Below are 25,468 nucleotides of genomic sequence, written 5' to 3'. Positions count from 1 at the left end.
AGGATGCCAGCGAGCGGGGTCAACTCGGCCAGGCGGATGCCAGAGTGTTTACGCTCGCCACACCGCCGCAGCGGGCGAGCTCGCTTCATCCGATCTTTCTGTTTCCTGTTCGGGAGGTCCCTACATGATCATCGAGTTGTTCGGTCCGCCTGGTGCAGGCAAGACGACCCTTCTCCGCGCCCTTTGCCGTGAGCTGGCGAAACGCGACATCCGTGTGAAGACGGTCAATGGCTATCGCCGGATTGATTTTGTGTCTTTCGGCAGCGAAGTCGATTCGGTCGAGGATGAAGGCCCGGAGACACGCCATGGCATCCAGCGTCTGGTGCACAAGCTCGCCACCGCGAGTCCGGTCTTGTTCTCGACCCCGCCGAGCGAGGGGGCCGCTGCGCGGCTTTTGGCATCGATCCCTCCAAAAAGTCGAATATGGGCGTTGCGTCTGAAGATCGACGTCGTTTTGCTCTTCGAAGCCTGGAATACGGCGCAGGCCTCAGAAGGGTACTTCATTTTCGAAGAGGGCATCGTTCAGGCGTTGTGTGCGCTCGTCCTGTTGGCACGAAATCCAAGTATCGACATGGTTCGTAATTGCCTGACGTTCCTGCCGCGACCGGATCTCCTCATTCAAGTCGACGCGCCCGGGGAAACGCTGCGCCACCGCCTCATTGAGCGGTATGCGCGGCAGCCGTACCTCGAGCGCCTTCTCGAAGTCGGAGTGGTCAGGGGCCTGAAGCAAGCGGATATCGCGAGGGAGATCGGCCAATGCCTGCAAGACAAATGGCCGCTGATGCGTGTCGACGGCCTCGACCCACGCAATTTCGAACAGGTCGTCGCGCGCATCGTGGGGCACGGATTGCCCGCGACGGCATGCGTCGGGCCAGACTAGAGGCGCGAGTTGCATGGTGCTCACGGTGAGATCGTTCGTTGGCATTCGCAGATTTCTACGGGCGCAGCGGCGACCGTTAGGCAGCGTCGATGAGAACCGTGCACCCGCTCGTCGGGATTACCGAGCAAGCCACCAGACGGATGGGTACGGTGCCCATTACTCCGACACGTTCCGGTCCGGCTACTATGCAGCTCTGTGGTCGGGTATCGAAAAGCCTTTGGTCGAACGTATTCTCCTGCCTGTCGGCGGGCCGAACCGGAAATGCCTGGACTTCGCATGCGGCACAGGCCGCATAGCAAATATCGCAGCTCAATTTTTTGGTGAAGTCGTCGGCGTTGACATCTCCCAATCTATGCTGGCTAGCGCACGGGTTCCGAAGAACGTGAAATTGGTCCGCGCTGATATTACGTTCTCTCCGCTTGCCGAAAGGTTCGACGTGGTCACGGCATTCAGATTCTTCCTCAATGCTGAAGATGAGCTCAGGAAGGATGCACTGTCGGCCATCAGCGCGCATTTGAACGAAGGTGGATTGCTAATCTCGAATATCCACATGAATGCGACCTCGCCAATAGGGCTGGTCTGCCGCATTCTGAACCATTATGCAGGAGGGACAGTCCGCCACACTTTGAGCATTAAAGGATACGAGCAGACGCTCATTGCAAATGGCTTTATTGTCGAGCGGATAGTTGGGTACGGTTTTTTGCCGCGACCCGGGAAATTGCTGCCAAGACTCTGCGAAATATTGATCGTGCCGTTTGAAAGGATCTGCGCAAGTGCCAGGATTCCGGCGGAGCTTGCGCAGAATTTCCTGGTGGTTGCCAGAAAGCGGTAAAGCCGGCGGGCACATGAAATTTGAAACCGAGCATTTGCCATGAGGCTGGTCTTTGTTGAAGCTATTGGCAGGAAAGTATCGAGTGTCGTTTTTGGCTGCGCTTCGCTTGGCTCAATCAGACAAAGCGCTGCTCGCCTCTGCTCATCAGTGCGTTTGGCGACGGCGCTCGCCGGTGACCAACGATGCACTTGCCCTTTTGAGGCAGGACGATCGCAAGCATCCAGACGTCGCGAGGTACTTTCGTAGGTTGGGGGATTCCGACAACGTAACGCGGGTTCGCGCCGTAATTTCCAGACGTCTTGAGGTTCAAGTATCTCCCTGCCGATTGCGGGACGCGAATTCCTCGTAATGCCTGCGTATGAACTCCGGTTTGGCCCGATGCCGCACCTGCCGGCCTGTAAGCCTCTCGTAACCAGTGCCCACGCATCTCGAACCATAGAAACGCATGAGAGAACGTCTGAAAGCGGCTTGCTCGGGCCTTAGCTCAGCGCTGGCGAACCGCCTCTCGAAGCCATCGGCAATATCCTGCTGATCCGCGTCAAGCGCCTCTTCCTCAGCGGATTTCGGCATGGATTGCGTGTATGCAGCGATGAGGATCTGCCTTTTGCGGTCGGCGACACCTATCGCATCCCGGAATTGAGAGACGTCTTCGTCGCTGACCTCTATCGTTCGCCCTGTTGAGGCGGCCTGACCGAATCCTCTGGTATGGCCTTTGCCCCGCGTACAAAAGTCATACCAGATCTCATTCGCTTCGCTTCTTACAGTCCGTGCTCGCTCATCGAGCAGCCGATTGATCGGACAGCAACATCGGCGCGACATGAAATGCCGTAAGTCGCCAAGTTGGCGACACCGCAAGCCATTGATTCTATATGAGGAAGTAGTGGTGCCCAGAGGCGGATTCGAACCACCGACACGCGGATTTTCAGTCCGCTGCTCTACCAGCTGAGCTATCTGGGCCTGCTCCGGTGGGCGGCAATCTGCACACCGGGTTCATGAAAGCGCCGTCGGCACCCCTTGAAAGCGCGTGGGTTATAGCACGGGAATTCGGCCTGTCCAGCGCTTAGAGCATGATCCCGAAAAGTGGAATCCGGTTTTCGGAAAAGATTATGCTCAGACAAAAAGCATGATCCCGAAAAGTGGAATCCGGTTTTCGGAAAAGATCATGCTCAAACAAAAAGCATGATCCCGAAAAGTGGAATCCGGTTTTCGGAAAAGATCATGCTCAAACAAAACGCCAGAACCTGTTCCGTCCGACAGTGCCCTGATGGAACAAGTTCTGGACATTGATTTCAGGCGGGAAACGACAGGCAGTCCGCAAGGCCGATCATCGGTCACGATCGCGGCTGCGAAACCGTCCCAAACCTGTGGAAAACCGCAGGTGGACGGCGCTATTTCTGGTCGTCGTTCTCGTCCTCGTCGTCGCGGCCCGGGATGACGTAGACCCCCTTCAGCCAGCGGTTGAGGTCGATGTCCTTGCAGCGCGTCGAGCAGAACGGGTAGGTTTCGCGCGCCGATGGCTTGCCGCATTCGGGGCAGGGCCGCTTGGGCCGCAATGGCGTGACCTTGTCGTCCGGGCTCATATCCGCGCACCCGACAGCCAGTTGGCGTGCACCTTAAACCCTTCGCCGTTCAAAAGCGCTACCGTCTCGTAGAGCGGCAGGCCGACGACGTTGGTGTAGGAGCCGACAAGCTTGACGACGAAGGCGCCGGCGAGCCCCTGGACGCCATAGCCGCCGGCCTTGCCGCGCCATTCTCCCGATGCGATGTAGGCCTCGATCTCCTCGCGCGGCAGCCGCTTGAAACGCACCCTGGTCTCGACCAGCCGCAAGCGCTGCTTGCCGCCCGGCGAGATCAGGCAGATGCCGGAATAGACTCGGTGCGAACGGCCGGACAAAAGCCCGAGGCAGTTGGCGGCGTCGTCGAGCGTCTCGGCCTTGGGCAGGATGCGCCGCCCGACGGCAACCACCGTGTCGGCGGCCAGCACGAAGCTCGGCAGGTAGTCGGCTTCGGTCTTCAGCGAAGCCAGCGCCTTCTCGGCCTTTTGTGTTGCCAGGCGCTTGGCCAGCGAGCGCGGGTGCTCGGCGCGCAGCGGCGTCTCGTCGACATCGGCCGGCAGCACACGGTCCGGCTCGATGCCGGCCTGCTGCAGCAGCTCGATCCGGCGCGGCGAACCCGAGGCAAGCACGAGCTTCTGCAAAATGCCCATCGCGATCCCGGCCGGGTTCTTGAACTTACTTGAAGCGGTAGGTGATGCGGCCCTTGGTCAGGTCGTAGGGCGTCATCTCGACCAGGACCTTGTCGCCGGTCAAAACGCGGATGCGGTTCTTGCGCATGCGGCCGGCCGTATGGGCGATGATTTCATGTTCGTTTTCGAGCTTGACCCTGAACATCGCGTTGGGCAGCAGTTCCGTCACGACACCCGGAAACTCGAGGACTTCTTCCTTCGGCATTCGATACCTTTGCTTGGATGGGTACTTCCAGCGCCCCGGCCGGAAAGTTGCGCGGAACCTATATGATAAACGTCCGCTTGTGAACATGCTTAATCCGCGGCGTTTTCAGCCCCGGTGCCGAGAAAACGGCGGCCGATCCGCGCCTTCAGCCGCTCGCGCACGTCGCGGTAGGCGGCCATGATCTGCTCGCGCGTGCCGCTGACGCCGGTCGGGTCGGGCATAGGCCAATACTCGACCTCGACGGCCAGCGAGCGGGTGAGCTCGAGCGCGGTGTGGTGAGCTTCCGGCGCCAGCGTCACGATCAGGTCGAAATAGTCGTCCTCGAGGTCGTCCATCGTTCTCGGGTGCCGTTCGCCCAGCGACAGCCCTTCTTCGGCCAGCACGGCATCGACGAACGGATCGCGTTCGCCGCCGCGCACCCCGGCCGAGGCGACGAAGGTGGTGGGCGGAAGCACCTTGCGCGCCAGCAATTCGGCCATCGGCGAGCGCACGGCGTTCATACCGCAGACAAACAGGATCGAGCGGGGCAGGATCGGGCGGGGCAGCGGGGCGGCCAGTTCAGCCTCGCCAGTGCAGCACGCAAACCAGCGTGAACAGCCGGCGCGCCGTGTCGAAGTCAATCTCGATCTTGCCGGCAAGCCGGTCCATCAGCGTCTGCGAGCCTTCATTGTGCAGGCCGCGCCGGCCCATGTCGATCGCCTCGATGTGGCTGGGTGTCGCGGTGCGGATGGCATCGTAATAGCTTTCGCAGATCATGTAGTAATCCTTGACGATGCGCCGAAGCGGCGTCAGCGACAGGATGTGGGTGACCACGGCTGCGCCGTCCTCGCGCGCCACCGCAAACACCAGCCGGGATTCGGCCAGCGACAGTTTCAGCCGGTACGGGCCGGCGCCGTCGTCATTGACCGGCTGGAAGCGGTTCTCCTCTATCAGGTCGAAGATCGCCACCGCCCGCTCATGCTCGACATCGGGCGTCGAGCGGCCGATCGTCTCGTCGAGCTCGACATCGATCAGCCTGGCGCGGGTTTGGTCGTAGTCGGACATTTCTACATGTTCAGCCGAATGGCGACGGAGCGTCCATGTGCATCGAGCCCTTCCGCCTTGGCGAGCGTGATCGCCGCCGGCGCCAGCGCCCGCAACTGCTCCGGCCCGAGCTTCAGGATCGAAGTGCGCTTGACGAAATCGAGCACCGAAAGCCCGGACGAAAAGCGCGCCGAGCGCGCCGTCGGCAGCACGTGGTTGGAGCCGGCGACATAGTCGCCGATGGCTTCCGGCGTATGACGGCCGAGAAACACCGCACCGGCATTGCGCATCCGCGCCAGGAAGGCCTCTGGGTCGTCGATGGCAAGCTCGACATGTTCGGCCGCGATGCGGTCGACCAGCGGCAGTGCTGCCTCGATCGTCGGCACCAGGATCACGGCGCCGAAATCGCGCCAGCTCGCCGCCGCCGTTTCTCCGCGCGGCAGGTTCTGCAACTGCCGCTCCACCGCCTGTTCGACCGCTGCGCCAAAGGCACGGTCGTCGGTGATCAGGATCGACTGCGCCGACATATCGTGTTCGGCCTGGGCGAGCAGGTCGGCGGCGATCCAGTCCGGATCGTTGCTGCCGTCGGCGACGACCAGCACTTCCGACGGCCCGGCGATCATGTCGATGCCGACCGTGCCGAACACCTGGCGCTTGGCCGCAGCGACATAGGCATTGCCGGGGCCGACGATCTTGGCGACGGGCTTTATCGTCTCGGTGCCATAGGCAAGGGCCGCGATCGCCTGGGCGCCACCAACGCGGTAGATTTCGGAGACACCGGCAAGGTCGGCTGCCACCAGCACCAGCGGCGGCACCTCGCCGCCGGAGGCCGGCACCACCATGGCGATGCGCTCGACGCCGGCGACCTTGGCCGGTACCGCGTTCATCAGCACCGAGCTCGGATAGCTCGCCGTGCCGCCCGGCACGTAGAGCCCGACGGCCTCGATCGCCGTCCAGCGCGAGCCGAGCTCGACGCCGGCGGCATCGGTGTAGCGGTCGTCCTGCGGCAGCTGCCGCTGGTGATGGGAGCGGATGCGCTCGCGCGCGAATTTCAGCGCCTCGACCGTCTGCGGATCGGCGGCCTCGTAAGCCTTGGCAATGTCGTCCCTGGAGACGGCGATGCCGACCCTGGCCAGGTCACCGCCGCCGAATTTCTGCGTGTACCCGACCAGCGCCGCGTCGCCCTCCGCACGCACCTTGGCGATGATCTCGCGCACCACGGCGTCGACATCGGCCGAGACTTCCCGCTTGGTCAGCAGGAACGCGGCAAAGCGCTGCTCGAAATCGGCGTCGGACTGGCGAAGCGTGATGGCCATCACATCAGACCCTGTGGACCGGGCGCGACGTCGCTTCCCAGGCGCCGCCGACATCGGCAAGCCGCGCCTCGATGCATTCGACATCGAGCATGATCGCGCCGCCGCCCGAAAAGATCAGCTCGACGATGCCGGCCGGTTTGTCGAGCGCGAGAAAGCTGATCGCCAGCAGCGACAGCACTTCGTCGGGCTTGTCGCGGGCAATGCCGCTGGTCTTGGCGCCGAGCACCCGGTCGAAATGCAGCACGGCCTGCCGCCGCTCATTGTGCCGGCGCAAGAAGCCGGATTTCGCCTCCCAGACGAAGCGGTTCATGGTCAGCACGAAGCGCTTTACAGAAGGCAGGTATTCGAGATCGCTGACCTTCATGACGGCATCCTGGACATGCGCCGAGATGATGCTCAGATCCTGATCGTCGAGCGCGACAAGCTTGAGGCCATTCATGCGGAATTCGCACCTGCGAAGGTTTACAATTGGCCTTCTGTTAGGCGGTCTTGGCGATCGGTGCAACCGCGCCACAAGCCCTGCGGAAAGGCTCTAGCCCGAAATGCGCTCGATCTCCGCGCCGCAGCCGGACAGCTTTTCCTCCAGCCGCTCGAAGCCGCGGTCGAGATGGTAGACGCGGTTGACCGTGGTTTCGCCTTCGGCTGCAAGGCCGGCAATGACCAGCGACACCGAGGCCCGAAGATCGGTCGCCATGACCGGCGCGCCCTTCAGCTTCGCTACGCCGTCGACGATCGCCGTCTGGCCGGACAGCGTGATGTGGGCGCCTAGCCGGGCGAGTTCCTGGACGTGCATGAAGCGGTTTTCGAAGATCGTCTCGGTGATGCGCGACTTGCCCTTGGCCATCGTCATCAGGCCCATGAACTGCGCCTGCAGATCGGTCGGGAAAGCCGGGAAGGGCGCCGTCGTCACGTCGACCGGCGAAATGCCGGCGCCGTTGCGCCTGACGCGGATGCCGGAATTGGTCTGCGTGATCTCGGCGCCGGTCTGCGAAATGATGTCGAGCGCCGTCTGCAGCAGGTCGGGCCGCGCGCCTTCCAGCACGACGTCGCCGCCGGTCATCGCCACCGCCATCGCATAGGTGCCGGTCTCGATACGGTCGGGGATCACCCTGACGCGGGCACCCGACAGCGCCTCGACGCCGTCGATGGTGATGGTCGCCGTGCCGGCGCCCGAGATCTTCGCGCCCATGGCGTTGAGGCATTCGGCGAGGTTGACGATCTCCGGCTCGCGCGCGGCGTTTTCGAGCACCGTCTCGCCCTTGGCCAGCGAGGCCGCCATCATCAGCACATGGGTGGCGCCGACCGAGATTTTCGGGAACATGTAGCGGTTGCCGACAAGCCGGCCGTTCCTGGTTTTGGCGATGACGTAGCCGGTGTCGACATCGATATCGGCGCCCAGCGCCTGCAGGCCTTCGAGGAACAGGTCGACAGGGCGCGTGCCGATGGCGCAGCCGCCGGGCAGCGACACCTTGGCCTCGCCCATGCGGGCCAGCAGCGGCCCGATCACCCAGAACGAGGCCCGCATCTTCGACACCAGCTCGTAAGGCGCCGTCGTGTCGACGATGTTGCGGGCGGAGAAAGTGATGGTGCGCGAATAGCCTTCCTGCTGCTTTTCGCGGCGGCCATTGACCGAATAGTCGACGCCGTGATTGCCGAGGATGCGGATCAGCTGCTCGACATCGGCCAGATGCGGCACGTTTTCCAGCGTCAGCGTGTCATCGGTCAAAAGCGCGGCGATCATCAGCGGCAGCGCAGCGTTTTTCGCGCCCGAGATCGGAATGCTTCCGGCAAGCTTGTTGCCGCCGACAATTCTGATGCGATCCATGAAGAGCGTCCCCTCGGCGCCAAGGCCGGTTTAAATCGGTTGAGTCTGTTGCGGCCATCTAGACCATTGGCCGGCTTGGTTCAAGAAACAGGCTACTCCCCACTTTGGCCCACGCCGACTTGGCCAAAGTACCGGCGACCAACATAGCCGATTTGCGTTAATCTTTTTTCATCGCCGCCTGCAGCCCGTCCGGCCGCTCGTCGGCCTCGCCAGCGCGCCGGTTGTCGGCGTCGCCGGTCCTTCGTGAGCGCGATTGCGCCTTGCGCTTCTGCAGGTTGGCGCGCAACTGCTCGGCCAGCCGGTCCTTGCGGCCCGTTCCGGGCTTTTTCGGTGGGTCATCCTTTTTTGGTGAAAGCGTCTTGTCGTTCATCGTCCCGTCTCCGGCCGGCGACCCGCCAGCTGCTATCAAGGGATAGCCAACATTGTGGCACGGCCATGTCCGGAACAATCGCCGGTGCGGCCTTTCAACCCGTCTTTGTCTTGGCCTTGCGCTTGCCGGTTCGATATGGCAGAAGCCCCGCCATCGGCGGCTGCGGTAGCTCAGTGGTAGAGCACTCCCTTGGTAAGGGAGAGGTCGAGAGTTCAATCCTCTCTCGCAGCACCAGATTGTTTTCGCTGGCGCATCTTCCAAGGCCTCTTTGACCTGCTCGATGATGATTGTGCGCGGTTGGCGAGGTTGCCGAAAAACATGGCGTCCCCACGACCTGCCGAGTGCCACGCGCACACGCTCGTCGAAACAGTGGTCTTGCACGCGCACCTCCCGGCGCTCGCACGCGCCATGATGCGCGCGGGGAAGGCGTTCCAGTCTGCCCTGCTGCAGGCGGTTTAACAAAGCTTGCAGCCGGGAACAATCGCTCAACGACTCGCGTTTCTTGCCAAGGCCCGCTTCTTTTGCAACGAGGCGGCGGGCGTCGAAGGCTCGCAAATGTCGCGCCGGCGTTTCAATCGCACTCGCCTCAGCCCTCACGATTTGGCTATTTGTGAACGCGTGTTTGATCAGGTTTGCGCAGATGAGCACATTGACCCTCTAAGCCTGGATGCCGAAGCCTTGGCGGTGATGATTGTCGCAATCTTCCGAAACGTGACTACCAATGAGCGCGAACTGCTGGAGGAAGTTAGGTCTCTTCGTCGCTCAAAAGGCGCAGAGAAGGCGCACTAGCTTGGCGGCGTTCCGAGGCGAATTGGCCTAGTCCCGCTTTGGCACAGCCGTTTGGCATCTGAATTGCTCATTGAGAATCGCCAGAGTGTCGCCACCGAGCTTGCGAAGGGGACGGAAATGGGCTTAGCCGAAGACTTATCGGATGTCGCGCTCACATTCGAATGTCCGGATTGCTTGCATCCGGCGGTAAGAAAGGGCTCTGCACTAAGAACAATCGCGCACTTCAGATGCGACGGGTGCAACGCCAAGGTGCGGATGACCTATCCGCAGAAGCTCGCGATCTTCGAAAAGCACAAGCTATTGGCCGCAAGCAGCCGGCAAAGCCGCGGGAAGCGATTGTACGCCCCCTACCGGGGCTGATTGCCGCCGACAACACGACACAGAAGGAAAATGCCCAAGGTCAGGGGCACAGATGCGGCCGAAGTGGCTTCGCGACCTCTGCCGCGTGCAGCGACGCCTGCTAAGCCTTCCTCATCCGCGCGGCCTTCGCCCCTTTTGACGCATGTTGACCATGACAATGCGCCCAATCGGACTAATTCGGGCGAACGGCTCGTTAGTTCGTTAGACGGTGCTAAAATACGGCAAAGTGTCCGAATGTCATCTCATGAAGCCCGCCAGACAGGCTGCGGCTCGCTCTGGCCTAACCGCGAAGGGAACCAGGAATGAAAAGTTCGACCTCTTTGACAAGACGAAGTGTTGTCGCCGCGCTGGCGCTGACCGCGGCATCGACGTCGGTATTGCCTGCCGACAACGCGCTCGCCCAGGCCAAGAAAACCACAGCTGAGAAAAGTCTGTATGAGCGGCTGGGCGGCGTGTTTGCCATCGCAGCGGTGATCGATCACTTCAGCGACGCCGTCGTGAAGAACCCGATCGTCGGCAAGAAATCCAAGAATCCGCAGCTGCGCAAATGGCACACCAAGAACCTGGAAAGGTTGCCCGGCCTCAAGTTCATGCGCACGCTGTGGGTCTGCGACGTTTCTGGCGGGCCCTTCAAGTTCGTCGCCACCAAGCCCGGCACGACGCCGCTCGGTCTCGAGGAGGCGCATCGCGACCTGCGGATTTCCCCCGCCGAATTCGATGAGGTCGCAGCCGAACTCGGGCGGACCTTGGATCATTTCAAAATTCCGAAGCCTGAGAAAACCGAAGTCCTGGAAGCTTTCGCCGCCCACAAAGACGAGGTCACCGCCGGCTACGTCAAGCCGGGCTGAAGCGCTTATATCGCGCGGGCATTCGTTCTGAGCATGGCGCGCATCGCCGTGACGATGCGGCGCGGCCGTAGCTCAGCGCGCGCAGTCTTCCGATGGATCCTACTCGGAACCTGCGCGAACTGTTTCCGCGCTGAGCGACCCTTCCGGCAGTGGCAGCATGAGTTCAGCCTCGGACTTCGTCAGATGGATCCATGCCGCCCAGTCCGATGGCCGCAGCACAACCACTTGCCGATTGTGATATGGCGCGACATCCGGCCCTGGCTCGCTCGTCAGCATCGTGAACGTCGGCGGCTTGTTGCCGACACCCTCGCGCCACAGCCCGGCAATCGCCATGAACGAATGGCCATTCAGCGTGAACCTGTGCTTGGTTTTTGGATATTTCGTTCCCGTGAATTCGAAGAATGCCGACGCCGGAACGAGACAGCGCTTGCTGTTGTTGAACTGCCGGCCCTCCGAGCGAAAGTTGAATACAGGTCCGCCTTTTGGCCCGGCCGGGGGAAAGCCGAACGTCATCGACGCCAGTTCGATTGCGTCGCCGGCGGCGCGCATTACAGGCGCGGGGTCGTTGATGTGGATGTCATCCGCCTGCGGCAGATCCAATTCGGTTTGATGGCTGGGGATTTTGAGCGCCAGCGATTCCATCATCCGGCAGTATTCGGCCCAGGCGATGTGCTGCTCGTAGTCATTGCACATGGAAAGGCTCCGTACGCTCGACCGAGATCAGTTCAACATAGCGTTTATCGGTTGGCGCCGATTGCTGGCGGATTTGATATAAGCCTATTTGGGCCGGCGTGCGGCAGCGATGGCCTGCAACAGATTGATGCTGTTCACGTCGGGTTCGCTGGATGCGGCAACGGCAAGTGCGGCGGCTTCGGCTATTTTCGCGACGTCGTCGCTGCTGATCGTTCCGCGCTTTTCCAGCAGATTTACAAGTTCGACAACGAGAAGAAAGGCGTTCACGCCATATCGTTCGGCTTTGAGCTCGAACTCGCCTCGAGCCAATTTCTCCGCGTCTCCTTCAGCCCGTTTGTCCACGTGATCGCCCTCTACTTTTGCCGATAACCTATTAACGCTTAGCACGAATGGTTTAATCCTTCGAACTGGCCACAACCTTCGCCAATTGCCGGGCATAGTGTCGCCGGTGGCAAGGGCATGGGTTCAGCCAAGGATGAGACCAACCAACAGAACGGTAAGAATAAAGGACAACACGACGGCAAGTAGCCCGCATGCTTCCAAAGTGTTGGTTTGCCAAGCTTTCGTCGGGCGCCTCCGGTTTGAATTCCCGTTTCGCGAAACAAACTTCATCGGGCACCAGATCGGACGCGGAGCCGGCTTGAATTTGGCAAAGCGCTCCTCTTCATCGGCCCGGAAGGCATCTCCGCGAAACTCCGGAGCACCGTATGCGCGGCGCCGGCCTGCCTTTCATCGACGCGAGCAATCACCAATACGACACCCTCAGCGATCTTCGGCTTGCGCGGCTTCTGGGCAAAATTGGCAAAAGTTCCGAGAAGCACGCCGGCAAAGCCGCCCCAAGCCGCACCGACCAGGGCCATGCCGGTCATCCCCGCAGGATCAACGTCTTGAGCTCCAAAAGCGCTGAAGCCGGCCAACAGACCAGCCGTCGCGCCAAGTGCGGCACCAGCGACGGCACCTCGCCAGAGAGCGCTCATCTCATCTTCGTAATATCCAGCAACGCTGATCGGTTCATCATTGTCATTGTAAGATCCGACGACGCTGATTTGCCGGCGACGAATCCCGGCAGCCTGAAGCCTGGCAACGGCACGTGCTGCCTGGGCATGGGAATTGAACAGCCTGCTGATCGTTTGCATTTACGTCCAGGCCCGCCGCCCGTTCGGAGCGTCGGGGCCTCTCTTCCCTGGCTTGAACTCATCCGCCCGGACGCATCTTCGTCGCGCCAAAGCTCACCACAACGTGAGCCAGCCGGCTACGTTCCTCAGCCGGGGCTTCGGTCCAATCCTTGAGTATCTTGCTTGGGACCTAAGTCTGACCTGCTTGAATGCAACGGGCAGTGAGGCCACGCCGAGAGGGAGCCGTTGCCGAATCGAAGAGGTCGAGGAGAGGGCTAAGGCCTATCGCAGACCCAAAAAGCTCAAAATGGCGATTACGATGGCGCCGACCAGCCAGATAATGTTGTTCACGATTGCACTCCTTGCATCTGGGCTGGGCGCACGCCGGGGCGAAGCCCGCCACGCAAGTGGAACATTAGATGCGGCTAAAGGTCCCTCGCGGGCCTCGCTGTCGAAAGAGCCCACGGCACCAGTCGGCACGGCGGGCGACGCAGAGTTTCACCCCGGTGGTGGGCAGCAAACGGCATTGCATCCAAAGGCTCAGCTGATGCTTCTGGACCAGTTATCAACCTGGCGCTCCGCCTCTTCCTTGGCGATGCCATATCGCTCCTGGATGCGTCCCAAGAGCTGGTCCCTATTGCCCTCGATACGATCAAGATCGTCGTCGGTGAGGTCACCCCACTGCTCCTTCGCCTTGCCCTTGAACTGCGTCCATTTTCCCTTGATTTGATCCCAGTTCATATGTTCCTCCTTGCTTCCTAGGACCGCACTAAAGCGGAGCGCGGACCGATCAGCATTCGATGTCGGTAATGAATGAAGATTAGCAGCCGCTAAAAGTTCCGGTGCCGGCGCAAAAAGCCCGCCGTGCCCATGCCGGACTGCGAGCTGATGTTGATGATGCCCGGAGCTTGATGCTCTTTCGCGGCACTATCTTATGCCGTTGAAGGCGCTGAGCTTCTTGCTGGTTGGCCTTGGCTGGCAAGCCTCGAAAGGCTGCCCGGCAGCATTGTTCTGTCCTTGCCGATCATGAGCACGCCGCTGTCGGGCGCCAACAGTGCCGAGAACGGCAGCATCGCCGCGCCGATCGGCGAGGCCTCGGGGCCGAATTGTCCCGAGACGATTTCCGGCGCCACGATGCCGATGGCGCTGATCCTGTTGAACTGGGTCTGCACCTTTGCCAGCAGCTCGAGATGGATCGGCCGCGGCAGGATGCTGTCGAGAACGATCGCCTCGACGTCGATGACGGAGGTGATGGCGATGATCGCCTCGACCAGCGCATTGGCGCAATCGTCGATCCATTCGGACAGCGGTTCGCGCGCCCCTGGCGGCAAGGGGTCGAGTTCGCGCACGCGGTTGATCTCGATGCCGCGCGATTTGAGATGATTGACCAGCACATAGATCGAAGCGCGATGCAGCAGGCTCTGGTAGCGCGCCGGCTTGGCCGCCACCGAATCGAGGCTTGAAGGCGAGACCGGCAAAGGACCGAGCGCGGCGCTGTTGCCGTGCGGCCCGGTATGGACCTTGCCGCCTTGCACCAGTCCGCCGCCGACAAAGGTGTCGATCGAGATATGCATGAAGTCGCGGAACCGCGCGCCGGTCCCCTGGATGAGTTCGGCGAGTGCGGCCGATGATGCGTCGTTTTCCACGAAGACCGGGGTCTTCGGCTTTGTGGCGAAGAACGTCGTCAGATCGATTGCTTCCCAGCGGCTGCCGAGATCGTCGGGAAAGCCGAGCTCTTCGCTCCAGCCGCCGAGGAAATATGGCGAGGCGATGCCGACGCCGACGATGCTGGCATCGCCAAGCCCCTCGACCAGCTTGTCGAAATTGGCCAGCGACATGTTGCCGGCCTTGAGCACCATGTCGGGATCCGGAAAGCGATATTCGTGCGACTCGCGCGAGCGGACCTCGCCGGCAAAGTCGACGAGCACGGCTTCCAGCGCGCGCCGGCCGATCTTGATGCCGACGCTGTAGATACGCTCAGGTGCAAGTCGGTAGAGAGTGGATGGCGATCCGCGTTGCCCGAACCTTTTCCCCACTTGCTTTACGAATCCGGACGATTCCAGCCCGTCGACAATGGTGGCGACCGCGGCCGGCGTCAGATTTGCGGCGCGCGCCAGATCGGACTTGGATGCCTCCTTCAGGCGGCGAATGGCATCAAGCACGAAGCGCTCGTTATAATGCCGAACCTTGACCGAATTGCTGCCTTTTCCGGACAAAACCGGCGCCTCCCCATTCATTCCCGCAGAGCCACTCCAGCCGCTTGCAGCTTTGAGGCTGCCGCGGGGTCGAGCACTCCAATCGCACCCGTGCGCGACGCGACAGTGCCCTTCGCGGCCATGGAAGTCAATTTTCCAGTTGCGGCATTCGGCCATTTAATATAGCAAATTGAAAAAACAGGACCAGGGAGGAAAGGTGCTGCACTTGGGCGCATTAGGCGAAGCCGACGCCATGGTGAAGAGCGACGCGGCTGTCCCCGTTGCCCTGGTTCAGGCGACAAAAGCCTTCGGCGGCACGATTGCCCTCAAGGACGCGTCCTTCGAATTGCGCTCAGGCGAGGTGCTGGCTCTGCTTGGCGAAAACGGCGCCGGCAAGAGCACCTGCGTAAGGCTGCTGGCCGGCGTGTATCTCCCGACCGGCGGCCATGTCGAAGTCGATGGCAAGCCTGTGGTCTTCCATTCGCCGCACGACGCCCAGGCTGCCGGCATCTCGGTCATGCACCAGCACCCCGGTCTTTTCCCTCATCTTTCGGTGGCGGAGAACATCTATCTCGGCCATATGCCGCGCGACCGCTTCGGCGGCATCGACAACGCCGCCATGCTTGCCGGCGCGCGCAGGGTGCTGGCGACAGCCGGCCTCGACGTGCCGGCCGAAACCCGGCTCGGAACGTTGCGCACCTCCGAACAGCAACTGGTCGAGATCGCCCGCGCCCTGTCGCTCGACGCGCGGGTGCTGATCATGGACGAGCCGACGGCCGCCCTGTCGCAGCGCGAGGTCGAGCGGCTGTTCACCGTCGTCGCCGACCTGCGGCTGCACGGCGTGGCGATGATGTTCGTCGGCCACCGCATGGACGAGATCTTCCGCATCGCCGACCGCATCGCCGTGCTGCGCGACGGGCGTCTCATCGGTGTCAAGCCGAGGGCCGAGCTTGGCCGCGCCGCCGCCATCGGCATGATGGTCGGCCGCGAGGTCACCGACCTCTATCCGCAACGAAGCCACGCCACCGGCGCACTGGTGCTGGAGGCGAGGGGGCTTTCGCACGCCGGTGGCTTTTCCAATATCGACCTCAAGCTCCATGCCGGCGAGGTGCTCGGGCTCGGCGGCCTGGTCGGCAGCGGGCGGACCGAGATCGCGCGCGTGCTGTTCGGAATCGACCAGCCCGATGCCGGCGAAATCCTGATCGACGGCGAAGTTGTGCGCTTCGCGTCGGCACGCGACGCCATGGGTGCGCGTATCGCCTATGTCTCTGAAGACCGCATGGGCCAGAGCCTGGTGATGGATTTTTCCATCCTCGACAACGCGGTGCTGCCAGTCCTCGACAAGGCAGCCCGCTCCGGCTTCTACGGCACGAACCGCGCGATCAATCTGGTTTCGGACTGGCTGAAGCGCATGAAGCTTCGCTTTTCCGGCTACGCGCAGCCGGTAAAGGAACTGTCCGGCGGCAACCAGCAGAAGGTGGTGTTGGCCAAATGGCTGCGCACCGAACCGCGCGTCCTCATCCTCGACGAGCCGACGCAAGGCATCGATGTCGGCACCAAGGCGGAAGTGCATGCGATGATCGCCGACCTTGCCGCGCAAGGCATGGCCATTATCTTGATCTCCTCCGAAATGCCCGAGCTCATCGGCATGTGCGACCGCGTCATCGTCCTGCGCGAAGGCCATCGGACGGCCGAATTCAGCAGGGGCGAAGCCACTCAGGAAAAGGTGCTGGAAGCAGCGACCAAGGCCGGCGAAAGCGCCGATGCGGCGGCACAGGCCGCCGGCGAGGAGAAGAGAAAAGGACCGCTCGACATACTGAAGCGGCGGGAGTTCGGTCTGCTCGCCGCGATGCTGGCGGTCGCCATCCCGGTCACCATCATCAACCCGCGCATGGTGAGCGCTGCAAACCTGACCGCCGTGTCGATGGATGCCGCCTTGCTCGTCGTTGCAGCACTCGCGCAGATGCTGGTGCTGATCACCCGCAACATCGACCTTTCGATCGCTGCGGTGATCGGCCTGTCGGCTTACATGGCGGCCAGCATGGTCCAGGCCTATCCAGGGCTCGACATCGGCATTGGCCTGATAACCGCATGCGCCGTCGGTGGCGTCGCCGGCCTGATCAACGGCCTCGTCGTCACCAGGGGAAAGATCCCGGCGATCGTCGTCACGCTGGCCTCGATGTCGATCTTCCGCGGCTTCAACTCGATCTGGGCAGCCGGTGACCAGATCAGCGCCGACGAAGTCACGCAAGCCTGGCTCGACATGACCGGCCTGAAGATCGCCGGCGTGCCGCTGATCGTCGTCATCGCGATCGTCATCCTGTGCCTAGGTTATGTGCTGCTCTATCGCACGGCCATCGGGCGCGAACTGTTCGCCGCCGGCTCCAATCCCGACGGCGCGCGTCTGATCGGCATCCCCGTCGACCGGCGCATTCTGCTGGCCTTTGGCATGGCCGGCCTGCTCGGCGGCCTGTGCGGTGCGCTGTGGGCATCGCGCTATGCGACCATCGATGCCCGCGTCGCGCTCGGCTTCGAACTCACCGTGATCGCGTCGGCGGTGGTCGGCGGCGTCGCCATCCGCGGTGGTTCGGGCACGCTGCTCGGTATCATCCTCGGCGCGCTCACGCTGCTCGTCATCAAGAACGGGCTGACGCTGGTGCGCGTCGACCCGCTGTGGCTGCAGGGCGTCTACGGCCTGGTTATCCTGGTGGCCATCGGCATCGACACCTTCATCGTGCGGCGTGCCGAGCAGGCAAGACAGGCGAGGGCGCGGTGAAAAAGTTCCTCCGTTCGATCGACTTCTGGGATCTGCTGCTGGCGACCTCTTGCGTGGCCATCTTCCTCTATGCCGCGATCTTCGTGCCGAATTTCGTTTCCGGCTTCAATCTCTCGCAACTGGCCGCCAGCGCCTCGGAAAAGGCATTGCTGATCCTGCCGATGACGCTGCTCATCATCACCCGCGAGATCGACCTGTCGATCGCCTCGGTGCTGGCGCTGACCTCCGTCGTCTTTGGCTTGCTGGTCCAGGCCGGTGTGCCGACGCTTGCCGCAATCCCGCTGACGCTCGTCATCGGCGGCCTGCTCGGCGCCTTCAACGGCTATCTGGTCTCGGGCCTTGGACTGCAGTCGTTGGTTGTGACGCTCGGCACCATGGCGCTCTACCGAGGCATTGGCTACATCCTGCTCGGCACCGGCTCGGTCAACATCCTGCCGCCCGCGCTCGTCGATTTCGGCATCAACAACCTGCCTGGCACCGAGATACCGTGGACCATCGTGCCCTTCCTGGTGCTGGCGCCGGTGTTTGCGGTCGTGCTGCAGAAGACGCCGACCGGCAAGCGCATCTACGCGCTCGGCGGCAGCCCCGAAGTGGCGCGCTATTCCGGCATAAACACGCGCCGGATGGTGCTGAACCTGTTCGTCGTCTCGGGCGTCGTCGCGGCGATAGCCGGCATCGTTTATACCGCGCGCCTTTCCAACGCCCGCGCCAACAATGCGCTCGGCATGGAGCTCGACGTCATCACCATCGTGCTGCTCGGCGGCGTCAGCGTCTTTGGCGGCAAGGGCCGCCTGACCGGCGTCATGCTGGCACTGGTCCTGATCGCCATCATCCGCAACGTGCTGGCGCTGAACCAGATCGGTGGCGACGCGCAGGGCATGATCATCGGCCTGCTTCTGATCGGCTCGCTGCTGGTCGGCAATTACTGGCGCTCCACACAGGAGATGCTCAGCAGATCCCGCGCAATGCGCGAGACAAAGGGGTGATCTCGGGCCCCTTCCTTCAAGCCCGAATTTTGACGGAGGAGTCACAATGAAAGCGTTTAGATTAGCCCTGCTCGCATCCGCGGTTCTGCTTGCGCCAAGCTCGCTGGCCTTCAGCCAGGAGTGCGCCAAGGAACCCGTAACGGTCGGTTTCCTGCCCAAGCTCGACACGGATCCCTACTTCAAAGTGGCCTTCGGAGGCGCACAAGAGGCAGCCAAGGAAATTGGCGGCACCGCTACGCAGGTCGCCCCATCGCAGGCGACCGCCGAGGCGCAGATCGAATTCATCAACAGCCTCGTGTCGCAGAAGGTCGGAGTCATCGCAATTGCCGGCAACGACGCCAATGCCGTCGCGCCTGCGCTGAAGCGCGCCGTTCAGCAGGGGGTCAGGGTGATTTCGTATGACTCCGATGTGGCCGCCGATGCGCGTGCGGTGTTCGTCAATCAGGTGAAGGGCGACAGCCTCGCCGAGATGATGCTCGAAAGTGCATTCGCCCTCAGCGGCGGTGAAGGCGAATTCGCGATCCTGTCGTCGACGCCGACGGCGACCAACCAGAATGCCTGGATCGACTTCATGAAGGCGAAGATGGCGGCCGAGCCGAAGTTCTCCAAAATGAAGCTGGTGCAGGTGGCCTATGGCGAAGAAAGCGAACAGATCAACCAGCAGCAGGCATTGGCGCTGGTGCAGGCGTTTCCCGATCTCAAGGTGATCATCGTCCCGGCAGGCATCGGCCTTCCGGCGGCCGCGCGTGCACTCGAGGAAGCGGGCATGATCGGCAAGGTCAAGCTGACCGGGCTCGCGCCGGCCACTCTGATCTCGAAATACATCAAGGACGAAGCGGCTCAGGATATCTGGTGGAACGTCACCGATCTTGGCTATCTTACTTATCAGACGGCCCAGGCGTTTGCGCAATGCAAGATCACCGGCAAGGAGGGTGAGAAGTTCACGGCAGGCAGGCTCGGCGAATACACGATTGGCGCCGGCGGCGAACTGATCCTTGGTCCGGCCAAGATCGTGACTCCCGAAAATCTGGCCGAGTTCAAATTCTGATCCTATAGAGCTTGAGTTCTAGGGGGCGCCGGTCCATCCGGCGCCCTTCCTAAAAACCTCTCGAATGAAAACAGTGCGGGGCGGCAATGAAGATATTGCTTGCAGGCGAAACCTTTGCAGCGACGACCTCGGTTGCCATCGGCAGCGACGTGCTTACAAGTGCGGCCTCGACAAATGGTGCGACGGCCTTCAATGCCGCGCTGGCCACTGAAGGCATCGCCGTCACGCAGATCGGCGGCGAGCGTTGCAGCGCGGAGTTTCCCTATGATCTCGATGGGCTCGCCCAATATCAGGCGGTGGTGATCTCCGACGTCGGTGCCCTGACATTGCTGGTGACGCCGGATGCCCGCGCCGGGCGTGTCGGCGTCAACCGCCTCGATGTGCTCAAGGCCTATGTCGAAGGTGGCGGCGGGCTGATGCTGGCCGGCGGTTACATGGGCTTTCAGGGCATGTTCGGGACGGCGCGTTTCCACGACACCCCGGTCGAGGACGTTCTGCCGGTCCGTTGCCTACCCTACTGCGACGGCATGGAGGTGCCGCAAGGACTGCAGGCCTCCGTCCTGCAGTCGTCACATCCGATTTTTTCCGGGGTGGAGGGGCCTTTGCCGCCGATTCTCGGCATGAACAAGCTGGAATTCAAGCGCGACGGTTCGTCCCGGCTTCTGGCGACCTGCCACCATCGCGGCACCGACTGGCCGCTCCTTGCCGTCGGTAGCCATGGCCGCGGCCGCACGATTGCCTGGGCAACCGATATCGGCCCGCATTGGCTCTCGCAGGATTTCCTCGGATGGCCGTTCTACGGAAGACTGATGGCGAACATGGTCCGTTGGCTCGCCGGCGATGAATGAGAAAGCTGGACACCAGGTTTGACCACTGCAGTCCGCCTGCCGCTGCCTCCGATGCCGCGCGAGGCGCCGGTAACCAGCACCACCTTGCCGGCCAGGTCGAATTTCGGCGTGAACTCATTTGTCATGCGATTCCACCTTGTTTTTCAAATCGGACCGGCTGCCGTGTCGAACCGAATAGGCTCGCGTGAATTCGGCGCCCAGCAGAAATATCTCGGCCGAATAATAGACCCATAACAGCACGACGAGCAGGGCGCCGGCCGCGCCGTATGACGATGAGATGGCGCTGGTTCCGATATACCAGCCAATCAGCGACTTGCCGATGGTGAACAGAAACCCGGTGACCACGGCGCCGATGCCGACATCGCGCCATTGCAGGCTGCGGTCCGGCAGCACCTTGTAGATTGCGGCAAACAGCAGCGTGATCAGGGCAAACGAGACGATCCCGTTGATGGTGCTCAGGATGATGGTGCCGAACGGCAGGTAGGCGTTGATGACTTCTCCGAGCGCCGAAATTGCAGCGCTTACGACCAGCGACACCAAGAGCAGAAAACCGAGGGCGGCGACCAGGCCCAGGCTTGCAATGCGTGCCCGAACCATTCGTGAAATCGTTGCCCCGCTCGGTTTGACTTTCCAGATTTCGTTCAACCCCAGCTGCATCTCGCCGAACACGCCGGATGCGGCGACGAACAGCGTGACCAGCCCCAGAATGCTGGCGAGGGTTCCGGCTTCCTTCTGCGAGGCGTTTTCGATCGTAGCTCGCAGCAGCTCGGCACTTTGCGGCCCCATCAGGCCAGCGATCTGTGCCGAAAGGGCGAGTTGCGCCGCCTCGTGCCCGAAGGCCATGCCGGCAATAGCGACAACGATGAGCAGGATCGGCGCAAGCGAGGTCGTGGCATAAAACGCTATCGCCGCCCCATGGCTCAGCGCATTGTCGTCGATGAAGCCGATGACGCTCTGCTTGAGGAGCCTCCAGCCCTCTGCTGCCAAATTCCACATGTAGGCCTCGCATGCCTGTCAACAAACAAGTAGCGGCGGCGCAGCGCTAGGCGAGGGGTGGGGGCTCGGCCGGAACAAAGCCGGCAACGGCACGCTGTACAAGGCGATCGCCTATAAAGGCGGCGTGCAGCGAACATCCTGCGAAAGGTGCCGCTCGACTGGCCGGGGACGTGCTCACGATGCAATCAGGGGAACTGTGACAGTTGTCTGATAATGTATCGGATATCGGTTGAAATACGGGAACTCGATCACGAACGCATATTGGGCGGTCAGATGTGCCATGCGAAAGCCGCCGCTGGCGACGTCGATTGCTATTGTTACGTCGACGTCTTTCAATCCCAAATCCAGTAATTTTTCCGTGGCAATGGCTTGGATCTGGGCCTGAGTCAGCGAGTTCTTCATTTGCAGCGCACGTGACGACGTTTCCAGCGTGTACCGAACACTCGACATAGCATTCAGAGCCCAGCCGAATGCAAAGATGCCGATCAAAAGCATTATCAGAAAAGGCGCGATCAGCGCGAACTCTAATGCAGCTCCGCCTGATGCATCCCCCGTGAAAGCTCTCGACTTAGCGGACACGAATCACCTGTTGATGACTGAGTTCGCGCGAGAGGGAAAACGCGCCAAAACTGAAGGGCGGTGACCAGGTGGCTGTCGCCTGTATTACGAGGAAGACCGAGGGGGCTTTCAAAGTGTCGCACAGGACCGATGGATCGGCCACGATGTTCCCGCACATGTATTTCCGGCTCACTGCCACCTGCGCGCCATCAGGATGGTTTTCCCAGCTCGAAAGAGCGACAGCTTGGATGGTCGTATCCTCGACTGCTCCTTGCATCACGAGGTTCGCCGCGGTTTTGACGCCTGCACGCATCGACAATGCGCTCGAGACAAAAGACCAGCCGTCGATGATGCCAAGAAGTACCAGGCAAAGGATGGGCAGAACCAGCGCAAACTCTACCGCGGCAACACCCGAATCACTCCGGAACATCCGGACTTGTAGCCGATCCACGAAAACTACTCGACAAGCTGAACGGTTTGCGTGGCCGGAATGTCTCGCATTCCAAGGCTCGTGCAATCCTGAATGATGTTTGCGTTGCCGGACCATTGCACGGTACTTGCGACGACCTGCGTGCAACCACCTTTGCCCGAGAAATTGCCGAGATAATTGACGCCCTGTGTTGGAAAATACAGAGCGCCGGTCAATAGCGAATCCGCCGTGCCATTAAACGTGTTGGATCCCGCCAGGTTGGCTCTGTCGCCATAGAACAGCACACCTGAATAGGTGCCCGACGTCGGTGCGCTGAGCTTGACGGTCGCCGTGCCGTTCATGCTAACGCCGGAGGTATCGGCCAGATAAATGACGACACCCTCGCCGGAAATATTTGCATTCGAGCTCGCTTTGAAATCGCCTCCCTCAATGACGTATATCCCGGGCGAGAGGGTTACATTGCCGCTCAAGCTGAGCCCCTTGCAGTATGTTCCAGGTTGCAAGGTTGACTGATTGCCGTTTTGACAAGGGTTCGTGGCCGGCAGGTCGGCAAAAGGATCAGCAGCGGGCAGCGCCTGAGTTATCAGGCTGGCGCAAACGGTCTTCACGACGTTGCTCAACGAAACACCGCCTGCCGATATCAGGCAATCGACATCAAGGCTTGCCGATCCCTGAAGTTTGATGGCGTCCGGAGCTATCGAATTCGACATGACGGAGCAGCCTGTCAGTTTTGTGGTCGAACTGCCGGAAAAGAGCGCCGCTTTCGAAGCGGAAGGATCGACCGTCAAAATGCAGGCTTTTGAAGCATCCGTAATAAGAGCCACCGCCCTTGCTTGTGCGCCAACTGCGTTTTGCGTGAATATCGACGTAAAGAACCGATCGAGGTTCTGATGAACGACTACCTCAACCGCCTTTTTTCCGACATTTGGACCGGCTGACGGAGGCGAGAAAACCTCTATTGTACCTGCTGACGGTCCCCAGCCGTTCGTGGTCGCTGACGCTGTCGCTGCGGAGACAATCTTTGGCGTGTCGGATCCCGAAACCTTTTCCAAAGCGCCAGCATAGGCCGCCGCATCCGCCACCGCTTGTAGCTTCAGGCTGCTGTAATACCAATAGGAAGTCTCGATACCGAGGCCCGCACCGCCGACGACAATCGGCAAAGACAGAGCAAAAATAGTAGCAACGTTGCCGCTCTCGCCGATCGGTCGCATAGCGCGGAAAAAACACCTAAAAATGCGGGCACGCCAGTCCATTTCCCTATTAAAGCAGGATTGCATAAAAGAATGACTAAGAATTTCCGTACATTTCTTGGCTGCGATCCATCCGGGCTTAACGGCCCGTTCCGCCGCTTCAACGCGGGCCTTTGGCGCCACAGGACCCTCGTTAGTCCTTCGGCCGGGTGCATGTCTTCATAGGAACAATTCTGGTTTCCGGGGTCATGCGCAAGAAAAGACCGCCGCGGCCGGTTTCGATTGGCAATGGGTTGCCGTTCCCTGCTATTCCCGCTTCAAATCAAAAAGCAGTGGACGTTTCCAGTATGACCAATGTCGCCTTGACCGGGCTTGCCCGCGATCTTGCCAAGCGTGCCGCGGAAGGCCGCCCGGTGCGCATCGGCGTCATTGGTTCTGGCGAGATGGGCACCGACCTGGTGACGCAAGGCATGCTGATGCCGGGCATTTCGGTTTGCGCGATCTCGACGCGCCGCCCGCATACGGCGCGTGAGGCCATCCGCATTGCTTATGGCGACCAGGCGATGGCAGCCGAAGCGGACAGCGCTTCGAAGGTCAGCCAGGCGATCGAAAGCGGCAAGATCGCCATCACCTCGAACGAGATGCTGGTCACCAATCCGCTCATCGATGTCGTCATCGATGCCACCGGCAAGCCCGGGGTCGCCGCCGATTTCGACCTGATGGCGATGCAGCACGGCAAGCACCTGGTGATGATGAATGTCGAGGCCGACGTTACCATCGGCTGCTATCTAAAGCAGCAGGCCGACCGGCTCGGCGTCGTCTATTCGGTCGGCGCTGGCGACGAGCCGTCGAGCTGCATGGAGCTGATCGAGTTCGCTTCGGCGCTCGGCTACACCATCGTCTCCGCCGGCAAGGGCAAGAACAACCCTCTCAACCACGACGCCGTTCCCGACGACTACCGCGAGGAGGCGCTGCGCCGCAACATGAATCCGCGCATGCTGGTCGAGTTCGTCGACGGCTCGAAAACCATGGTCGAGATGTGCGCCATTGCCAACGCCACCGGGCTGGTGCCCGACGTTCCCGGCATGCACGGGCCCAAGGCCGATCGCGACGAGCTGGTCAAGGTGCTGATCCCGCGCGAGCAGGGCGGCATTCTGTCGAAGAAGGGCGTCGTCGACTACACCGTCGGCAAGGGCGTGGCGCCCGGGGTCTTCGTCATCGTCGAGGCGACGCATCCGCGCATCATCGAGCGCATGGACGATCTGCATATCGGCCACGGTCCCTATTACAGCTTCTTCAGACCCTACCATCTGACCTCGCTGGAAGTGCCGCTGACGGCCGCTCGCATCGCGCTTTACGGCAAGCCCGACATGGTGCCGCTGCCGCGGCCGGTGGCCGAGGTCTGCGCCGTGGCCAAGCGCGATCTGGCGGCAGGCGAGGTTTTCGATGCGATCGGCGAGACCTGCTACCGCTCCTGGACCATGACCGTCGAACAGGCCCGCGCCCATCGCGCCGTGCCGGTCGGTCTGCTCGAAGGCGGCAAGGTGCTGAAACCGGTGAGGAAAGGCGAATTGCTCACCGCCGACAATGCCGCGCCCGACCCGACGACCGGGCTGTTCGCCTTGCGCCGGCTGCAGGACGAGATGCTGTATGGGAATCTTGGTGATGGCTGAGGTCCGTGAATCCGAGTTGAAGCGGGAAAATGGACGCCCTTCTCTGGCAGAGCGGCTCGCGGCCATTGCCGATGATCTCAAAGCCAAAGCCGGCAAAGACGGGCGGCCCGTGAACAAGGACGAGATCGACGACTTGTGGGGACATCGCTGATATCTGTCGACATTCTAGGCTATCGCGATTTTGATGTCGGCAGGACAGTGGAGGGCGCGAAGGAACGCCGCGTAACGGCTTTTCTACCGGTTGCTATTGCCGAAAGGAACGGTCGA

Annotated in this window: 28 protein-coding genes and 2 tRNA genes; 13 read left to right on the top strand and 17 right to left on the bottom strand. The window is 61.5% G+C overall.

Features of this window, described 5'->3' with window-relative positions:
* Positions 1-124 precede the first annotated feature (124 nt).
* Both NKJ28_RS06960 and NKJ28_RS06955 read left to right on the top strand, forming a co-directional pair.
* Complete coding sequence (locus NKJ28_RS06960) at positions 125-880, top strand: AAA family ATPase (protein WP_352453411.1); 756 nt, start codon at positions 125-127, stop codon at positions 878-880.
* Positions 881-893: 13 nt separating this feature from the next.
* On the top strand, positions 894-1,712 hold the full coding sequence (locus tag NKJ28_RS06955; protein WP_352634719.1) for a class I SAM-dependent DNA methyltransferase: 819 nt from the start codon (positions 894-896) through the stop codon (positions 1,710-1,712).
* Between the two features lie 881 nt (positions 1,713-2,593).
* On the opposite strand, the gene NKJ28_RS06950 is transcribed toward NKJ28_RS06955, so the two are convergent.
* From NKJ28_RS06950 to NKJ28_RS06905, 10 genes are all read right to left on the bottom strand, one after another.
* Positions 2,594-2,669, bottom strand: a tRNA-Phe gene (locus NKJ28_RS06950).
* 431 nt (positions 2,670-3,100) lie between these two features.
* Complete coding sequence (gene yacG, locus NKJ28_RS06945) at positions 3,101-3,292, bottom strand: DNA gyrase inhibitor YacG (protein WP_023677402.1); 192 nt, start codon at positions 3,290-3,292, stop codon at positions 3,101-3,103.
* A complete protein-coding gene (locus NKJ28_RS06940) occupies positions 3,289-3,918 on the bottom strand; it encodes a Maf-like protein (RefSeq protein WP_352634717.1) in 630 nt (209 codons plus the stop codon). Before NKJ28_RS06940 ends, yacG begins: the two co-directional genes overlap by 4 nt.
* A 25-nt stretch (positions 3,919-3,943) precedes the next feature.
* Positions 3,944-4,162 carry a translation initiation factor IF-1 gene (gene infA / locus NKJ28_RS06935; RefSeq protein WP_006200926.1) on the bottom strand — a complete coding sequence of 73 codons (219 nt, stop codon included), beginning with the start codon at positions 4,160-4,162 and terminating at the stop codon, positions 3,944-3,946.
* Positions 4,163-4,251: 89 nt separating this feature from the next.
* A complete protein-coding gene (locus NKJ28_RS06930) occupies positions 4,252-4,719 on the bottom strand; it encodes an arsenate-mycothiol transferase ArsC (RefSeq protein WP_352571660.1) in 468 nt (155 codons plus the stop codon).
* Position 4,720: 1 nt separating this feature from the next.
* Positions 4,721-5,206 (bottom strand): UPF0262 family protein, encoded by a 486-nt coding sequence (locus NKJ28_RS06925; RefSeq protein WP_292663977.1) that lies wholly within the window; start codon positions 5,204-5,206, stop codon positions 4,721-4,723.
* Between the two features lie 2 nt (positions 5,207-5,208).
* A complete protein-coding gene (gene hisD / locus NKJ28_RS06920) occupies positions 5,209-6,501 on the bottom strand; it encodes a histidinol dehydrogenase (RefSeq protein WP_352634715.1) in 1,293 nt (430 codons plus the stop codon).
* A gap of 4 nt (positions 6,502-6,505) precedes the next feature.
* The gene (locus NKJ28_RS06915) at positions 6,506-6,940 is read right to left on the bottom strand and encodes a DUF2948 family protein (RefSeq protein WP_352464930.1); all 435 of its coding nucleotides are present in this window, start codon (positions 6,938-6,940) and stop codon (positions 6,506-6,508) included.
* 93 nt (positions 6,941-7,033) lie between these two features.
* Positions 7,034-8,326: a UDP-N-acetylglucosamine 1-carboxyvinyltransferase gene (murA, locus tag NKJ28_RS06910; RefSeq protein WP_352634713.1), complete on the bottom strand. Its 1,293-nt coding sequence runs from the start codon at positions 8,324-8,326 to the stop codon at positions 7,034-7,036.
* Between the two features lie 157 nt (positions 8,327-8,483).
* On the bottom strand, positions 8,484-8,696 hold the full coding sequence (locus NKJ28_RS06905) for a hypothetical protein (protein ID WP_352634710.1): 213 nt from the start codon (positions 8,694-8,696) through the stop codon (positions 8,484-8,486).
* 159 nt (positions 8,697-8,855) lie between these two features.
* On the opposite strand from NKJ28_RS06905, the gene NKJ28_RS06900 reads away from it, so the two are divergent.
* From NKJ28_RS06900 to NKJ28_RS06890, 3 genes are all read left to right on the top strand, one after another.
* A tRNA-Thr gene (locus NKJ28_RS06900) sits at positions 8,856-8,930 on the top strand.
* A gap of 231 nt (positions 8,931-9,161) precedes the next feature.
* On the top strand, positions 9,162-9,485 hold the full coding sequence (locus NKJ28_RS06895; protein ID WP_352634708.1) for a hypothetical protein: 324 nt from the start codon (positions 9,162-9,164) through the stop codon (positions 9,483-9,485).
* A gap of 662 nt (positions 9,486-10,147) precedes the next feature.
* Positions 10,148-10,693 (top strand): group I truncated hemoglobin, encoded by a 546-nt coding sequence (locus NKJ28_RS06890; RefSeq protein WP_352634706.1) that lies wholly within the window; start codon positions 10,148-10,150, stop codon positions 10,691-10,693.
* Between the two features lie 99 nt (positions 10,694-10,792).
* Here NKJ28_RS06890 and NKJ28_RS06885 read toward each other — a convergent pair whose 3' ends face one another.
* Entirely contained in the window at positions 10,793-11,386 is a 594-nt protein-coding gene (locus NKJ28_RS06885; RefSeq protein WP_352634704.1) for an SOS response-associated peptidase, read from the bottom strand.
* Between the two features lie 51 nt (positions 11,387-11,437).
* Here NKJ28_RS06885 and NKJ28_RS06880 point away from each other — a divergent pair, with 51 nt between their 5' ends.
* Positions 11,438-11,755, top strand: coding sequence for a hypothetical protein (locus NKJ28_RS06880; RefSeq protein ID WP_352634702.1), 318 nt, complete (start codon positions 11,438-11,440; stop codon positions 11,753-11,755).
* 338 nt (positions 11,756-12,093) lie between these two features.
* On the top strand, positions 12,094-12,675 hold the full coding sequence (locus tag NKJ28_RS06875; protein WP_352634700.1) for a hypothetical protein: 582 nt from the start codon (positions 12,094-12,096) through the stop codon (positions 12,673-12,675).
* Positions 12,676-13,041: 366 nt separating this feature from the next.
* Here NKJ28_RS06875 and NKJ28_RS06870 read toward each other — a convergent pair whose 3' ends face one another.
* Complete coding sequence (locus NKJ28_RS06870) at positions 13,042-13,242, bottom strand: CsbD family protein (RefSeq protein ID WP_023719429.1); 201 nt, start codon at positions 13,240-13,242, stop codon at positions 13,042-13,044.
* 191 nt (positions 13,243-13,433) lie between these two features.
* Positions 13,434-14,717, bottom strand: a complete 1,284-nt coding sequence (locus NKJ28_RS06865) for an ROK family transcriptional regulator (protein WP_352634698.1) — start codon at positions 14,715-14,717, stop codon at positions 13,434-13,436.
* 196 nt (positions 14,718-14,913) lie between these two features.
* Here NKJ28_RS06865 and NKJ28_RS06860 point away from each other — a divergent pair, with 196 nt between their 5' ends.
* The 4 genes from NKJ28_RS06860 to NKJ28_RS06845 all read left to right on the top strand — a co-directional run bounded on the left by NKJ28_RS06860 (position 14,914) and on the right by NKJ28_RS06845 (position 20,354).
* Positions 14,914-17,472 carry an ATP-binding cassette domain-containing protein gene (locus NKJ28_RS06860; RefSeq protein WP_352634695.1) on the top strand — a complete coding sequence of 853 codons (2,559 nt, stop codon included), beginning with the start codon at positions 14,914-14,916 and terminating at the stop codon, positions 17,470-17,472.
* Entirely contained in the window at positions 17,469-18,458 is a 990-nt protein-coding gene (locus NKJ28_RS06855) for an ABC transporter permease (RefSeq protein WP_023677419.1), read from the top strand. Before NKJ28_RS06860 ends, NKJ28_RS06855 begins: the two co-directional genes overlap by 4 nt.
* A gap of 46 nt (positions 18,459-18,504) precedes the next feature.
* Positions 18,505-19,506, top strand: a complete 1,002-nt coding sequence (locus NKJ28_RS06850; protein ID WP_023677420.1) for a rhamnose ABC transporter substrate-binding protein — start codon at positions 18,505-18,507, stop codon at positions 19,504-19,506.
* Positions 19,507-19,592: 86 nt separating this feature from the next.
* Positions 19,593-20,354 (top strand): glutamine amidotransferase, encoded by a 762-nt coding sequence (locus tag NKJ28_RS06845; protein WP_352634693.1) that lies wholly within the window; start codon positions 19,593-19,595, stop codon positions 20,352-20,354.
* Between the two features lie 114 nt (positions 20,355-20,468).
* Here NKJ28_RS06845 and NKJ28_RS06840 read toward each other — a convergent pair whose 3' ends face one another.
* The 4 genes from NKJ28_RS06840 to NKJ28_RS06825 form a co-directional block, all read right to left on the bottom strand.
* On the bottom strand, positions 20,469-21,350 hold the full coding sequence (locus tag NKJ28_RS06840) for a YihY/virulence factor BrkB family protein (RefSeq protein ID WP_352634691.1): 882 nt from the start codon (positions 21,348-21,350) through the stop codon (positions 20,469-20,471).
* Positions 21,351-21,524: 174 nt separating this feature from the next.
* Positions 21,525-21,929: a TadE/TadG family type IV pilus assembly protein gene (locus NKJ28_RS06835; RefSeq protein ID WP_352571643.1), complete on the bottom strand. Its 405-nt coding sequence runs from the start codon at positions 21,927-21,929 to the stop codon at positions 21,525-21,527.
* Complete coding sequence (locus tag NKJ28_RS06830; RefSeq protein ID WP_352571642.1) at positions 21,919-22,338, bottom strand: TadE/TadG family type IV pilus assembly protein; 420 nt, start codon at positions 22,336-22,338, stop codon at positions 21,919-21,921. The genes NKJ28_RS06835 and NKJ28_RS06830 overlap by 11 nt, the downstream gene beginning before the upstream one ends.
* Positions 22,339-22,364: 26 nt before the next feature.
* Positions 22,365-23,711 carry a pilus assembly protein TadG-related protein gene (locus NKJ28_RS06825; protein ID WP_352634689.1) on the bottom strand — a complete coding sequence of 449 codons (1,347 nt, stop codon included), beginning with the start codon at positions 23,709-23,711 and terminating at the stop codon, positions 22,365-22,367.
* A 164-nt stretch (positions 23,712-23,875) separates the two neighbouring features.
* Between NKJ28_RS06825 and NKJ28_RS06820 the strand changes: the two genes are divergently transcribed.
* A complete protein-coding gene (locus NKJ28_RS06820) occupies positions 23,876-25,201 on the top strand; it encodes an NAD(P)H-dependent oxidoreductase (protein ID WP_352634686.1) in 1,326 nt (441 codons plus the stop codon).
* Entirely contained in the window at positions 25,194-25,352 is a 159-nt protein-coding gene (locus NKJ28_RS06815; protein WP_352589246.1) for a hypothetical protein, read from the top strand. The genes NKJ28_RS06820 and NKJ28_RS06815 overlap by 8 nt, the downstream gene beginning before the upstream one ends.
* Positions 25,353-25,468 lie beyond the last annotated feature (116 nt).

It is taken from the genome of Mesorhizobium sp. M0145 (assembly GCF_040322355.1).
Taxonomy (GTDB): domain Bacteria; phylum Pseudomonadota; class Alphaproteobacteria; order Rhizobiales; family Rhizobiaceae; genus Mesorhizobium.
The sequence above is the reverse complement of the archived record's forward strand: the minus strand, read 5'-3'. Positions and strand labels throughout refer to the sequence as shown.